Genomic DNA, 13440 nt, shown 5'->3' on the forward strand with positions numbered 1-13440 from the left:
CGATGCAACTAGGGGAACTGCGCGCGGACGCTGCTGCGTCGGTGTCCGGAGCCACGCTTGCATCGACACGCAACTTATTACGTGGCAATGGGTTCGGTGCGGGTGAATGGAACGGCATCCACCACAGAGGGCACAGAGAACTTCGAACTGCTATTCAACGCAGAGACGCAGAGAGGCGCAAAGAGCTGCAACCGCAAGTACTTGGGGGGGGGTCCGCACCGGAGTATCGGTGCGGACCCCCCAATCCTTAATGCAGTGGCAGTTGTTGTGGCATTTGTTCCTGTTGAGCCCTGCAGTTGCCCTTTCGGTTCTCAAGCAGTGGGCAGTTCTCCGCGTCCTCTGCGTCTCTGCGTTGAACCGCTGTTGCTGTGCTCTGTGTTCTCTGTGGTGAACCGCCTCTCGGGTCACCCCCGCGAACGCCCCCGTCCCTGTTTCACGAAGCGATCGATGAGGTCGAGTGGCCGCAGGCGCGCGAGCGAGGTGCTCTTCACGCCGACGAGGCGCTGGCAGCTGCCGCTGAGGTGCGATGCGCTCGCGAAACCCAGCACGCGCGCAACGTCCGGAAGGTCATAGCCGGGGTTCTTGGCCAGCTCGGCCGCGGCCAGCAACCGCACGAGGTCGATCACGCGCTTGAGATTGGGTGCGCCGTCGGACGCGAAGCGGCGGCTGAGATGCTCGCGCGTAAGGCCCACCGCCGCGGCGATGGCGTCGGTGCGCACGGTGCGCCCACCCTGCGCGACGATGTAGGTCCAGGCCTCGTGCTGCAGCGGCGTCTCGAGACCGAGTCGTCCCTCCGCCCCGCGCAACGCCGTCGCGAAGCGCACGGTGAACGTGGCCGGCGCCATCAGGTCCCGGGCGAGGTCGTCCTCCACCCCCTCGGCAATGCAGTCGGCAAACTCCAGCGTCGTTGCCCGCGCCAGCAGCGGCAGCTCGGCGGGCCGCAGGCCGCCGTAAGCGAAGAACGGGATGCTGGGAAACTCGCGCGCGAGCGCCGCCGCCGCCCAGGTCTCGTCATTCGGCTGCCCGAGGTCCACGACGACGCCGTCGACGAGCGCGGTGCGCAGCGTATCGAGGAGGTCGCTCGAGGCGCGCGCGAAGGTGACGCGCGCCCGGCGCCGCGGCAGGGCGCGGCGGAGGGCTTCCTTGGTCCGGTCCCGCGCGCCGCAGACGACGAAATGCGGGGCCGCGAGCGGACCGAGCAGGCGTTCAGGCATCGCTCAGCTCGCGCGTGCGGCGCTGGCGACGCTGGACGCCTCGGCGTCCTGCAGCATCGCGTGCGCCAACTCGAGCACGGCGCGCGCGTTGTCGTAGGCGATCATCTTGGTCGCCTGGTCATACGTGGCCCAGCGACAGGCGGTGATGCCTTCGGCGGACTGCGGCGCCGTGCGCCGCTGGCTCGTCTCCATCAGGAAGAAGTGGCAAGTCTTGTGAATCTTCCGCCCACGGAAGCGGAAGGTCCAGTCGATGGTCTCGACCGCCGAGTGGATGGCAACGTCGCCGATGCCGGTCTCCTCCGCGACCTCGCGCAACGCGGCGGCGGCGGGTTCCTCGCCTGCTTCGAGATGCCCTTTGGGGAAGCCCCAGTTGCGGTAGGGATCGCGGATGAGCAGGTAGAAGGTGCGCTCGCCGTCGCGGCGGAAGACGATGCCGCCTGCCGAGACTTCCTCGCGCGGCTTCTTCTTCCGGGTCACCGGACCAGACCGGCCTGCGGCTCGAGTTCCGCGCGCCCCTCGATGAATTGGCGCACAACCGGGTCGGTGGTCGCCTTGATCTCCTCGACGGTGCCGACCTGCCGGACCTGACCCTCGTAGAGCATCGCGATCCGCGTGCCCACGGTGTACGCCGAGCGCATATCGTGCGTGATGACGATGCCGGTGACGCCGAGCTGCTGCTGCATCCGGATCATCAGGGCGTCGATGACGGCACTGGTCACCGGATCGAGTCCGGTGGTGGGTTCGTCGTAGAGGAGGTACTTCGGCCGGAGGGCGACGGAACGCGCGATGCCGACGCGCTTGCGCATCCCGCCGGAGAGTTCGGACGGCAGGCGGAGGGCCACGTCGTCGTCGAGGTCGACCAGGTCCAGCGACTCGTGCACGCGGTCCTTGATCTGCGCCTCGGTCAGTTGGCCTTGCTTGCGCAGCCCCATCGCGACGTTGTCGTAGATGGACAGCGAATCGAAGAGCGCCGCGAACTGGAACACGTACCCGATCTTGCCGCGCAGGGCATACAGGTCCTGACGCGAGAGCGTCTGCGGGTCCACGCCGTCGACGATGACTCGGCCTTCGTCGGGCTCGAGCAGGCCGACGATGTGCTTGATGGCGACCGACTTTCCGGTCCCCGAGAAGCCGATGATGACCATCGTCTCGCCTTCATTGACTTCGAGCGAGAAGCCGCGGAGGACGCGGTTGTCGCCGAAGGCTTTGTGGAGGTTTTCGAAGACGATCATTTCGGCGACAGGACGGATGACGGATGACGGATGCTTGGTCGGAATATGGCGTGGTACGAGGCGCGCCGCATCAATCACAGGTCACAAAAATCTGAGGGGGCGACCGGTAGGCCGCCCCCCTCAGCATCGGTCCTCCGTCATCCGTCCGCGACTTACGCCGCGAAGCTCCCCAGCGCCCGCCCGACATCTCCTTCACGGAGGCGCTTCAGCGCCCGGTCGCGCAGTTGGCGCACGCGTTCGCGCGTGACGCCGAGCATCGAGCCGATCTCCTCGAGCGTGTGCTCGCGGCCCCCTTCGAGGCCGAAATACAGGCGCAGGACCTTGGCGTCGCGCGGGGGCAGCGTGTTGAGGGCGTGCTCGATCTCGTCGTTGAGGAAGCGGTTCATCGCCTCTTCCTCGGTGTCGGGCATCTCGTCGGCTACGAAGCGCTCGATGAGCGAGCGGTCGCCGTCGGGATCCATCGGGGCGTCGAGGCGGACGTCGCCGGTGTTGAGCGCGGCGAGGGACTGCACGACGTCGACGGAAAGGCCGGTGACCTGCGAGAGCTCTTCCGGAGTGGGCTCGCGGCGGAGCTTCTGCCGGAGGATTTCGGAGGCCTTGATGATGCGCGAGAGATCGGCGGTGCGATTCAGCGGCACGCGCACGGTGCGGCCCTGGCGGGCCAGCGAGCTCAGGATGGCCTGGCGGATCCACCAGACGGCGTAGGAGATGAACTTCACGCCCTGGTCGGGATCGAACTTGCGGGCGGCCGTCAGCAGGCCGACGTTGCCCTCCCCGATGAGGTCGATGAGGGGCAGGCCGCGGTTCTGGTATTTCTTCGCGACGGAGATGACGAAGCGCAGGTTGCGCTTCACGAGCTCCTGGAGGGCGTCCTGGTCACCCGCGCGGATCTTGCGCGCGACCTCGATCTCCTCGTTGCCCTTGAGCAGCGGGTAGGTGGAGACTTCGTAGAGGTACTGGTCGAGGATGTCGCGCTCCGGCTCGCTGGGAGCGATCCCGGCGGGGGCGGTGCGGCGCTTCCGCTTCTTGACTTCGGTGGCCATTGCTATGCAATCCTGGGGTCGCGAGGCGACCCAGCGAAATTCGGGGGGTTGGAGCGAGCCCTAAGATAAGCGTTCGCGGTCGGGACGCCAGTCGCGCGCCTTGACCAGTCATATACTCTCAGATAGCTTCCTCGGTTCCTGTAAGACACGTCCGGAACACGGGGCGTGGCTTGTTCGGGGGCGTAGCTCAGTTGGGAGAGCGCTTGAATGGCATTCAAGAGGTCAGGGGTTCGATTCCCCTCGCCTCCACTGCCGACCCAAGGGACCGGGCGGTGTGGATACACGCGGGAATAGCTCAGTTGGTAGAGCACAACCTTGCCAAGGTTGGGGTCGCGGGTTCGAGTCCCGTTTCCCGCTCTGCCGCCAAGTATCGGCGGCTGATGGTCAACGCCTGACGGGCCCGGAACGTTCAACGGGGCGTTGGGTAGCAGGGGGCGGTTAGCTCAGTTGGTTAGAGCGCCACGTTGACATCGTGGAGGTCACAAGTTCGAGTCTTGTACCGCCCATCGCCCCGCGAGGTCACTCGTGGGGCGTTTGTTTCTCCGACCAGCAGGACCACCCCCTCCAGCCCGCGACCGATGCTGACCACGCTTCGACTTCCGGCACTGGCCGCCGCCCTCACGGTGGCGCTCCCCGCGGCACTCTCAGCGCAAGACGCCGAGTGCGCCGTGGACCTCGCCCAGCCGGCCCAACTGTTCCAGGCCAATCTCCTGATCCAGCGCGCCGCCGGCGACCCGGCCGGAGACGGCACGCCGCGCTCCCTGCGCGACGCCGCCCGCCAACTCTCCGACGACCGCCGCTTCACCGGCAACCCGATGGGGCAGGCGTTCCTCAAGGCGCAGCTGTACATCGTCTGGCTGCACCGGGACGAGACGCCGGCCTTGATGTCCCTCGCGGACCTGAACTTCGGCCGTGACCGCAACACGATGGTGGACTTGGTCGGCGCCGCCGACTCGATCTTCACGATGATCGAGGAGGCGCACCCGGGCTGCGCCGACGAGACGACGCGCTGGCGCCAGTCCAAGCCGTGGAGCGACCGCATCGGTGCGGCCTATCGGTACTTCCAGGCCAGCGAGCTGGATTCGGCCTCGCACTACGCCGCGCAGGCGCGCCGACTGGACCGCAGCTCGCCGTACCTGTTCAACGTGCTGGCGCAGATCGCCCTGCAGCGCGGACAGCAGGAGGCGGGAATCGCGCTGCTCGACACGGCGATCGCGGCGGCGGCGACGGACACGGCGATGGCCGATACGCGGCGCCAACTGCGAATGCAGCAGGCCGCGCAGTTGCAGGAATGGGGCAGCGGACTGCCCGACCAAGCGCAGCAGAAGGCGGCACTCACACGCGCGTCGCGCAGCTTCCTGACGCTCGCGCAGGAAACGCCGGCGCACGAGGAGTCCCCGATGCTCATCTCGGTGGGCCTCGACATCGCGATGATGCTGCAGGACTCGGCGCTCATCGCGATGGGCCTCGACGGGCTGAAGTCGAGCGCGGCGGAGTACGCCGACCTGGCGCTGCTCATCGGCGGCGAGGTGGCCCGAATGACGGGCCGCGCCGACGACGCCATCACGCTCTACGGCGAGACGATCAAGAAGAACCCGAACGCCCGTGACGCGAACTACTTCCTGGCCTATCTGCTGATCGACGGCGGGCGGCACGAGGAGGCCGTCCCGATGCTCGAGAAGCTGCTCGAGATCGACCCGGCGAACGGCGACAACTACATCCTGAAGTCGATCGTGGTGCGCAACCGCGCGACCGTGGCGAACGAGCGCCTCCGCGCTGAGCGCAACGCGCAGGCCCGTGCGACCATCCAGCGGGAGATTACCGCGCACAACCGCGAAGCGGATCAGCTCGGCGCACAGGAAGCCGCGCTCGGCCTCAAGCTGCAGGTCATCGGTTTCGAGCGCCGCGAGGCGGGAGCCAAGCTCAACGGCACGATCGAGAATCGCGGTCAGGCGGCCAAGGCCTACACGGTCGAGGTGTCGTTCCTGAACCTCGCGGGCGAGGCGGTCGAGACGAAGTCCGTGACGACCGAGTCGATCGCGCCGAACGCGACGGCTGGCTTCGAGCTCGAGGCGACGGCGCCGGGGATCGTGGCCTGGCGGTACGTGCTCAAGTAAGCAGACCGAAGACGGAAGGAGGGGCGGGCGGCCGAGTTTGGCTCCCCGCCCCTTCGCCGTTCTGGCCGTCTTGCGACGCTCCGCCGCGTTGACGCCCTCACAAGGGGCAACTATCTTTCGGATTCCCTCGGAGCACCGGACCATTCGGGCGCGAGGAGCAGGATGCGCTCGTAGCTCAATTGGATAGAGCATCTGACTACGGATCAGAAGGTTGGGAGTTCGAGTCTCTCCGGGCGCATTGAAGACGGATGACGAAAGACGGAAGTCGCAAGAAGTCTTTACCGATAGATCGGGGCGTAGCTTAGCCCGGTAGAGCGCCTGCTTCGGGAGCAGGAGGTCGGAGGTTCAAATCCTCTCGCCCCGACTGAGTACATCACGCAAAGGGCCGCCTCGAATTCCGGGGCGGCCCTTTGTGCATTCCTTCCTGCCCTGTGGTCAGCGCCAGGGCTGCAGGCGATACCCCTCGGCGTAGAACACGTTGAGCGCCGTCATCGCGGAGATGGCGAGCTGCACGCCGGGCAGCAACTCCTCGCGCTGTACGCCGCGGAACGCCGCCGTCTGGCCACAGACGGCGAAGCGCGCTCCCTTGGAGATCAGCTCCTCGACCAAGGCCTTGCTGGGATTCGGACGACCGTACCGGCGCTGATAGGCCTCGTCCGTCAGCAGCGCCATCCAGCCCGTACCGTGCACGACGGCGGCCGCGTGCAAACGCCCGAGCGGGATGCCGTGCCGGCCGTGGAGGTTGTAGAAGCGTGCGATGGTGCCGATCTGCTGGTTGGCCTGCGAGGAATCACCCTGCAGGTTGATCTCCCACATCACCTTGAAGACGTGCCCATCAGGGATGGGGAAGTTCGCGTCGGGCACCTGGGCCGACATCCCGCCGCTGGAGATGATTGGCCCGTTGGGCGTGGTGTTCGCGGGCGCGCGCCCCTGCGCCGCGAGCGGCGAGGCCGCGCACGCGAGCAGGGTGCCCAGCGCCAGCAAGAAGCGCGGCCTCACCGGCGGGCCCGCACCGGCTGCAGCGTCATCTTGCCGTCCACCCACTGGAAGCGGACCTGCGCGCCGCCCTCGATGGCCGCGAGCGCGGCCTGCGACGCACCGAGCGGCACGTCGATCGACAGGCTGCGCGCGCCGGCCACGGAGTCGGTGAGCGTCACGTCGAGGCCATACCAACGCCACAGGCGTGCGACGGCCTCGGCCGCCGTCACGTTGCGGAGAATGAGCCGGTCATCGGTCCAAGAGAGCTCACGACCGACGACGTCGGCATCGCCGTCGGCGATGGCGCCGCTGCGGTCGATGGTCACGCTCTCACCGGCCCGCACGCGGCGCTCCGTCTTGCCTGCGGCGACGCGGATGTCGCCCTCGTCGGCGCGGACGAAGCGTAGCGTCTCGTCGCCGTAGTCGCGCACCGTAAAGCGGCCGCCGTTGGCGAAGACGGAGACGTCACCGAGGCGCGCCTCGAAGTCGTTGGCGTTACCCGGCGTGACCGTGAAGGTGGCGGATCCGGCGACGGTGAGCGTACGGTAGTTGGACCCGAAGCGGTCGACGATGACGAGCCGCGTCTCCGGTGCGAGGCGCGCCTCGGAGTTGTCGGCGAGCGTAACGGAGCCGAGCTGGCCGGCGCGGGTGTTGACCTGCCGTGCGTCGGCCGAGCCGAGGAGCTGGTCAATGACTTCGGCGCGCGACTTCTGTCCGAACCACATCGCGCCGGCGAGCGCCACGACGACGGCGACGGCGGCGATGATGACGGGAGTCTTCCACGCGGCGCGCTGGGTGACGGTCTGGATGTGCTCGGCGACTTCGTGCGAGCGGTGCTCGCGCCGGCGCTTGGCGGCCGTGGCCGGGTCCACCTGCGGCCGATGCAGCTCGGCGGCGACTTCAGCCCAGATCTTGTCGGCAGTGGGGGTCTCGTGGGCGGGCGGCGTGTGCACGCCCTCGGCCTTCTCGAAGCGGTGCACAGCCGTCATCCGGGCGCGGATGGCGCGGGCGCGGTGGCGCAGCTCCTCGTTGAAGAAGGCCTCGATCTCGGCGCTGCTGTGGAAGCCGTCGCGCTCCTCCCAGAGCTCGCGGACCGTCGCGGCGATCATCCGCGGCGCGGCGGCGTTCTCGCCCTTGAGGCGCTCCAGCGCCCGCTCGAGGATCCAGTCGTAGTGGTCGCGGAAGATCTGCTCGAGCGCGCGTTCGCCGCCGGCATTGAGTGCGGAGATGGTGGCCGGATCGATCGGCGCGAAAGTGGACGACATCAGCGGTCCTCGTCGGGGTCGGGGAAATACGTGCGCGGGATGCGCGATGGTTACCGAACTGCCGCAACTATACCGCGCGCGCGTTCGATTCGCACCCCCGCCCGGGGACGCGAATGGACGGGGCCTCCTACCCTGGACGGGGGGGAGTGCGATATCTTTCCTCGACTGCGCGAGTAGCTCAGCTGGATAGAGCGCTGCCCTCCGGAGGCAGAGGTCGTGGGTTCGAATCCCGCCTTGCGCATTCGTCGTACTCCCCTCGGTCGCGCCCCTTCCCCTCCCCGCCCAACGTCCGCGGGCCGGCGCCGCCCACGACCGCCCCCTCCCCTACAGTCCCCGCGTGGAAATCGCGTCCCTTCGCCGCCAGTCCGAGGCCGACCTGCGCGCCCTCGCCGAGGAACTGCAGCTCGAGGCTCCGCCTACCCTGACGCACGGCGAGCTGCTGCTCCGCGTCGAACGTGGCTTGCTCGCCAAGGGCGAAACGCTGATTGCCGAGGGAACCTTCGAGCTGGTGCAAGGCGGGAACGGCTACCTGCGCCAAGCGGAGCACAGTTACCTCGCCGGCCCCGACGACGTGTACGTGTCCGCGGCACAGGTGAAGCGCTTCGGAATCAAGACGGGCGACGTGGTGCGCGGGGCGGTGCGCCCGGCGAAGCCCTGGGAGAAGTTTCTCGCGCTGCTGCAGGTAGAGTCCGTCAACGGCGAAGATCCGGCGCGGCTGATGGATCGCGTTGCCTTCGACGCGCTGCGTCCGCGCTACCCCGACCAGCGGATCCGGTTGGAATCGAAGGCCGGCGGCCTGTCGATGCGCGTCACGGACCTGATTGCGCCGCTTGGCAAGGGCCAGCGCGGGCTCATCGTGGCACCGCCGCGCGCCGGCAAGACGCTGATGCTCCAGCGGATGGCCAACGCCATCGCCGAGAACCATCCGGAGATCGTGCTGATCGTGCTGCTGATCGACGAGCGGCCGGAGGAAGTCACGGACTTCATCGCGACGGTGCCGTCGGCGGAAGTCGTCGCCAGCACCTTCGACGAGCTCCCGAAGCGCCACGTGCAGGTGGCCGAGATGGTCATCGAGAAGGCCAAGCGGCTGGTGGAACGCGGCAAGGACGTGGTGATCCTGCTCGACTCGATCACGCGGCTGGCGCGTGCGCACAACGCCGTGACGCCGATGAGCGGCAAGATCCTCTCGGGCGGCGTGGACGCCAAGGCGATGGAGAAACCCAAGCGATTCTTCGGCGCGGCGCGGCGCATCGACGGCGGCGGCTCGCTGACCATCGTCGCGACGGCCCTGGTGAACACGGGCTCGCGGATGGACGAGGTGATCTTCGAGGAGTTCAAGGGCACGGGCAACCAGGAGATCGTGCTCGACCGCGACATCGCCAATCGCCGCATCTACCCGGCGATCGAGATCAACAAGTCGGGCACGCGCAAGGAAGAGCTGCTGCTCAGCGACAAGGAGCGGAACCGCATCTACCTGCTGCGGCACTTCCTGGGTGATATGCCGCCGGAGGACGCGATCCAGTTCCTGCTGCGCAAGCTGGCGACGACGCAGAGCAACGAGGAGTTCTTCCAGCGAATGGCCGAGGGCGGATGACGACGACCTGGCGGCGGCGATGGTTGGCGATCGACCTCGGCGATCGGCGGATCGGGCTCGCGGTGAGCGACCCGTCCGGGATGATCGCGTCCCCGGCGGGGCATCTGGAGCGCCGGGCCGGCAAGCGACCGCCGCTGACGGCGCTGCTCGCGCGCGCGCAGGAGCTCGAGGCCGAGGGCTTCGTGGTGGGCCTGCCCCTGGACCAGCAGGGCGAGGACACGCCGCGCGCCGCCGAGGCCCGGCGCCTCGCGCAGGAACTCTCCACGCGCACCGGATTGCCGGCGGAGCTGGTGGACGAGCGCTTCACCACGGCGGCGGCGTTGCGTGCCGTGCAGGCGATGGAAGGCTCGACGCGGGACCGGAAGGGCGACGTGGACGCGCTCGCCGCCTCGGTGCTGCTGCAGCACGCGCTGCGCACGATGGAGCTGCGCGATGCGTAGACGCCTCGTGCTGTCCCTTGGCGTCCTGCTCGCCACCGCCGCCTGCGGAAACGGCGAGCAGGACAACATCGCGGTGTCGATCCGCCAAGGCTCGAACTTCCGCGAGGCCGCCGAGTCGCTCGCGGTGCACGGGCTGGTGCGATCCCCGTCGCTGTTCCGCTACTACGCGCGACTCGCCAAGCGCGACCGCAGCATCCGCTACGGCCGCTACATCATCCGCGAAGGCGCGAGCTGGGACGAGATCCTCACGGCGCTGGAACAGGGCAAGGGCATCGTGCACCGGGTGACGGTCCCGGAGGGTTCGACGCTATGGGACATCGTGCCGGCGATCGCGAAGGCGCTGACGCTGCCGGAAGATTCGGTGCAGCGGGCGCTGGCCGACACGGCCTTCCATCGACGGATCGGGCTGCCGCGCGGGATGCGCTCCCTCGAGGGCTACCTGTTTCCGGACACCTACGACTTCCCTGATGGCGCGACCGCCCGCCAGGCGGTGGACCTGATGCTGAAGCGTTTTGAGCGGGAGTGGACGCCGGCGCACACGGCACGGGCCGCGGAGATCAAGATGACGCGGCACCAAGTCGTGACGCTGGCGAGCATCATCGAGAAGGAAGTGCGGCGCGGCCACGAACGCCCCACCGTCTCGGCGGTGTACCACAACCGCCTGAAGATCGGGCAGATGCTGCAGGCCGACCCGACGGTGCAATACGCACTGGGTCGGCGGCGGCCGGGCCGCGTGCTGTACCGCGACCTGCGCGTGGACTCGCCGTACAACACGTACCGACGCACCGGCCTGCCGCCGGGCCCCATCGCCAGTCCCGGGGGCGCGAGCATCACCGCGGCGCTGTATCCGGCGGACGTCACGTACCGCTACTTCGTGGCGCACCCGGACGGCCACCACGAGTTCCGGAACACCTACGCCGAACACCTGCGGGCCATCGAGTACGTGCGCAGCGTGGCGCGTGCCGACTCGTTGGAACGGCGCCGACGTGCGGCGCAAGCCGCGGTGGATTCGGCGCTGTCGGCGGCGGGCGTGCCCCGCGCGACCTACGACTCGATTCGCCAGCGACAGCCCTGAGGGCCGTCAATCCGCGAGCAGATCGGCGCGTAGCAAGATGGCGTCGCGCAGATACACGTGCCGGATCTCGTGACGCGCCAGGCGCGTCTCGGCGTGCACCATCACGCGGATGCAGCGCGCAAGCGCGCCGTGCACCGGCAACTCCTGGGCGCAGAGCAAGGGGATGTCCGTCCAGCCAAAAAGCCGCGCCGCGTGCGCCGGGAACTCGCTCACGAGGTCGGGCGTCGCGGTAAAGACGGCCGAGATGAGGTCGTTCGGCGCGAGGTCGTTGTCGTTGAGGAGGGCCTCGAGGAGCTCGGTGACGGCCTCGCGGATGAGCGCGGGCTCGTCGGCCGTGACGGTGATGGCGCCGCGCACGGCCCGCACGCTGCGGGGACGCTGGGTGTTCCGCATTCCCGAAGATGTGCGCCGGCGCACGGGCTGTCCATCGTCCGTAGATTGCGCGGATGCCGACGCCCCCGCTCGCGACCATCTCCGCCCGAGGCGCCCGGCGCTGGCAGGGCGGACACCCGTGGATCTTCCGCTCCGACGTGATGGCGGCGCCGGAGTCCGCCGCCGGCGCGGTCAGCGTGCGCGACCCGCAGGGGCGCGCGCTGGGCACGGCGCTGTGGAGCCCGGCTTCGGAGATCTCGCTGCGCTTCGTGAGCCGACGCGCCGACGAGTCGCTCGACGCGGCTTGGTGGCGCGGGCGGTTGGCGGCGGCCATCGCCCGGCGCGACGGCATCCTCGACGCCGACACCAACGCCTGCCGATTGGTCCACGGCGAAGGCGACGGCCTGCCCTCGCTGGTCGTGGACCGCTACGACCGCTGGCTGGTGCTGCAGTTGCTGTCGTCCGGCCTCGAGGCCTTTCGCGAGCCCATCGTCGCGGCGCTGGCCGAGCTGACGGCCGCCGAGGGCATCCTCGCGCGCAACGATGCCAGCGTGCGCACACGCGAGGGGTTGGCGAAGGGCGTGGAGCCGCTGCTCGGCACCGTACCCGAGACGCTCGAGGTGCGCGAACACGGCGTGCGCTACCTCGCCGCGCCGCACAGCGGGCAGAAGACCGGCGCCTTCCTCGACCAGCGCGAAGCGCGGGTGTTGATCGGCGGCGTGGCGCACGGCCAGGCGCTCGACGTGTTCAGCTACCACGGGTCGTTCGCGCTGCACCTGGCCCGACGGGCCGAGCGCGTGCGGGCAGTCGATGCCTCGGCGGCGGCGCTGGCGCGCGTCGCGGACAATGCCGCGCTGAACGGCCTGACGAACATCACGCCGGTGGAAGCCGATGCGTTCGACTTCCTGCGCGAGGAGGAGAAGCGTGGCGCGCGCTACGACACCATCGTGCTGGACCCTCCGGCGTTCGCAAAGAACCGCGCGTCGATCGCCGGGGCGCTGCGTGGCTACCGCGACATCAACCTGCGGGCGATGCGCCTGCTGGCGCCGGGCGGCCTGCTCTACACGGCGAGCTGCTCGTATCACGTGGCCAAGCCCGAGTTCCTGGCGATGCTCAAGGAGGCGGCCGCGCACGCGGGGCGGCGGATGATCCTGCGCGCGGTCACGGGGCAGCCCGTCGACCATCCCGAGGTCCTGACGATTCCCGAGACGGGGTACCTCAGGGGCGCGCTGCTCGAAGCTGGCGACTAGCCGGCGACTAGCCGGCGACGCGCCGGCGACGCGCCGGCGACGCGCCGGCGACGCGCCGGCGCGCGCGAGGTTCAGCGCGGCTGGCAGCGGGCGCAGAAGTAGGTGCTGCGCCCCGACTGCGTGATGCGGCGCAGCGCCTGTCCGCAACGACCGCAGGCGTCGCCTTCGCGGTCGTAGACCTTGAACGGGATCGCCCGTTCGCCGCGATGGTAGCGCCCGGCGTTGACGTGGCCGTCGGCGAGCGCCGCGCGGAGACCCGCGAGCAGCCGCTGGACGCGCTCCGCCGACAGCGACGAGGCGACGGCGCGCGGCGAGATGCGGGCGCGCCACAGCGCCTCGGCGGCGTAGATGTTGCCGACGCCGGCCAGCACCGACTGGTCGAGCAGCGCCTGCTTGATCGGCCCGCGCTTGCGCGCCAGCCGGGCGCGAAGTGCCGTCGGGGTCAGCGCAGGGTCCTCGGCGTCCGGACCGAGCCCAAGCTCGGGGTGCTCGCCGGCCGGGTGATAGGTGAGGGTGCAGAGGGCGCGCGGGTCCACGAGGACGGCGCGGCGGCCGCCCGCGAGTTCCAGCGAGACGCGGGCGTGCGGCGGGAGCGCGGTGTTGGCGCGGTCCAGCACCCAGTCGCCGTCCAGCCGGAAATGCACCACGAGCAGCGCGCCGTCGCCGAGGTGCAGGAATTGGAACTTGCCGCGGCGCTCGACGCCGGCGATGAACGCGCCGGCGACGGCCGCCGAGACCGGTGCCGTCACGGTGCGGCGCTGGGAGGGATGATGGGCGCGAAGGCGGAGGATCTGGCGCCCCTGCGCGGCACGGCGGAGGCGGCGCAGGGCGTACTCGACTTCCGGCAGCTCAGGCATTCT

13 protein-coding genes and 6 tRNA genes are annotated in these 13440 nt (G+C 69.3%); 11 read left to right on the top strand and 8 right to left on the bottom strand.

The window, feature by feature from the left end:
• Positions 1–404: 404 nt before the first annotated feature.
• The 4 genes from KF689_10910 to KF689_10925 form a co-directional block, all read right to left on the bottom strand.
• Positions 405–1214, bottom strand: coding sequence for a helix-turn-helix domain-containing protein (locus KF689_10910; GenBank protein ID MBX3133881.1), 810 nt, complete (start codon positions 1212–1214; stop codon positions 405–407).
• 3 nt (positions 1215–1217) lie between these two features.
• Positions 1218–1691, bottom strand: a complete 474-nt coding sequence (locus KF689_10915; GenBank protein ID MBX3133882.1) for an NUDIX domain-containing protein — start codon at positions 1689–1691, stop codon at positions 1218–1220.
• Entirely contained in the window at positions 1688–2446 is a 759-nt protein-coding gene (locus tag KF689_10920; GenBank protein ID MBX3133883.1) for an ATP-binding cassette domain-containing protein, read from the bottom strand. Before KF689_10920 ends, KF689_10915 begins: the two co-directional genes overlap by 4 nt.
• Positions 2447–2598: 152 nt before the next feature.
• Positions 2599–3489 carry an RNA polymerase sigma factor RpoD/SigA gene (locus KF689_10925; protein MBX3133884.1) on the bottom strand — a complete coding sequence of 297 codons (891 nt, stop codon included), beginning with the start codon at positions 3487–3489 and terminating at the stop codon, positions 2599–2601.
• Between the two features lie 176 nt (positions 3490–3665).
• Here KF689_10925 and KF689_10930 point away from each other — a divergent pair.
• From KF689_10930 to KF689_10955, 6 genes are all read left to right on the top strand, one after another.
• Positions 3666–3738, top strand: a tRNA-Ala gene (locus KF689_10930).
• Positions 3739–3773: 35 nt separating this feature from the next.
• Positions 3774–3846: transfer RNA gene (locus KF689_10935), tRNA-Gly, on the top strand.
• 75 nt (positions 3847–3921) lie between these two features.
• A tRNA-Val gene (locus tag KF689_10940) sits at positions 3922–3995 on the top strand.
• A 72-nt stretch (positions 3996–4067) separates the two neighbouring features.
• Positions 4068–5606 (top strand): tetratricopeptide repeat protein, encoded by a 1539-nt coding sequence (locus tag KF689_10945; GenBank protein MBX3133885.1) that lies wholly within the window; start codon positions 4068–4070, stop codon positions 5604–5606.
• Between the two features lie 164 nt (positions 5607–5770).
• Positions 5771–5844 (top strand) — tRNA-Arg (locus KF689_10950).
• 52 nt (positions 5845–5896) lie between these two features.
• A tRNA-Pro gene (locus tag KF689_10955) sits at positions 5897–5970 on the top strand.
• A 71-nt stretch (positions 5971–6041) separates the two neighbouring features.
• Here KF689_10955 and KF689_10960 read toward each other — a convergent pair.
• Both KF689_10960 and KF689_10965 read right to left on the bottom strand, forming a co-directional pair.
• Positions 6042–6605, bottom strand: a complete 564-nt coding sequence (locus KF689_10960; GenBank protein ID MBX3133886.1) for a DsrE family protein — start codon at positions 6603–6605, stop codon at positions 6042–6044.
• Positions 6602–7849: a FecR domain-containing protein gene (locus tag KF689_10965; GenBank protein MBX3133887.1), complete on the bottom strand. Its 1248-nt coding sequence runs from the start codon at positions 7847–7849 to the stop codon at positions 6602–6604. Before KF689_10965 ends, KF689_10960 begins: the two co-directional genes overlap by 4 nt.
• Before the next feature lie 167 nt (positions 7850–8016).
• On the opposite strand from KF689_10965, the gene KF689_10970 reads away from it, so the two are divergent.
• The 4 genes from KF689_10970 (at position 8017) to mltG (ending at position 10958) form a co-directional block, all read left to right on the top strand.
• Positions 8017–8090 (top strand) — tRNA-Arg (locus KF689_10970).
• A gap of 96 nt (positions 8091–8186) precedes the next feature.
• On the top strand, positions 8187–9443 hold the full coding sequence (gene rho / locus KF689_10975; GenBank protein ID MBX3133888.1) for a transcription termination factor Rho: 1257 nt from the start codon (positions 8187–8189) through the stop codon (positions 9441–9443).
• Complete coding sequence (ruvX, locus tag KF689_10980) at positions 9440–9883, top strand: Holliday junction resolvase RuvX (protein MBX3133889.1); 444 nt, start codon at positions 9440–9442, stop codon at positions 9881–9883. The genes rho and ruvX overlap by 4 nt, the downstream gene beginning before the upstream one ends.
• On the top strand, positions 9876–10958 hold the full coding sequence (gene mltG / locus KF689_10985) for an endolytic transglycosylase MltG (protein MBX3133890.1): 1083 nt from the start codon (positions 9876–9878) through the stop codon (positions 10956–10958). The genes ruvX and mltG overlap by 8 nt, the downstream gene beginning before the upstream one ends.
• Positions 10959–10964: 6 nt before the next feature.
• Here the strand turns inward: mltG and aroH are convergent, their stop codons facing one another.
• Positions 10965–11351, bottom strand: a complete 387-nt coding sequence (gene aroH, locus KF689_10990; protein ID MBX3133891.1) for a chorismate mutase — start codon at positions 11349–11351, stop codon at positions 10965–10967.
• A gap of 53 nt (positions 11352–11404) precedes the next feature.
• On the opposite strand from aroH, the gene KF689_10995 reads away from it, so the two are divergent.
• Positions 11405–12580, top strand: coding sequence for a class I SAM-dependent rRNA methyltransferase (locus tag KF689_10995; GenBank protein MBX3133892.1), 1176 nt, complete (start codon positions 11405–11407; stop codon positions 12578–12580).
• 71 nt (positions 12581–12651) lie between these two features.
• Here KF689_10995 and KF689_11000 read toward each other — a convergent pair whose 3' ends face one another.
• A complete protein-coding gene (locus KF689_11000; GenBank protein MBX3133893.1) occupies positions 12652–13437 on the bottom strand; it encodes a hypothetical protein in 786 nt (261 codons plus the stop codon).
• Positions 13438–13440: the final 3 nt, after the last annotated feature.

The organism is Gemmatimonadaceae bacterium (assembly GCA_019637355.1).
GTDB lineage: Bacteria > Gemmatimonadota > Gemmatimonadetes > Gemmatimonadales > Gemmatimonadaceae > Pseudogemmatithrix.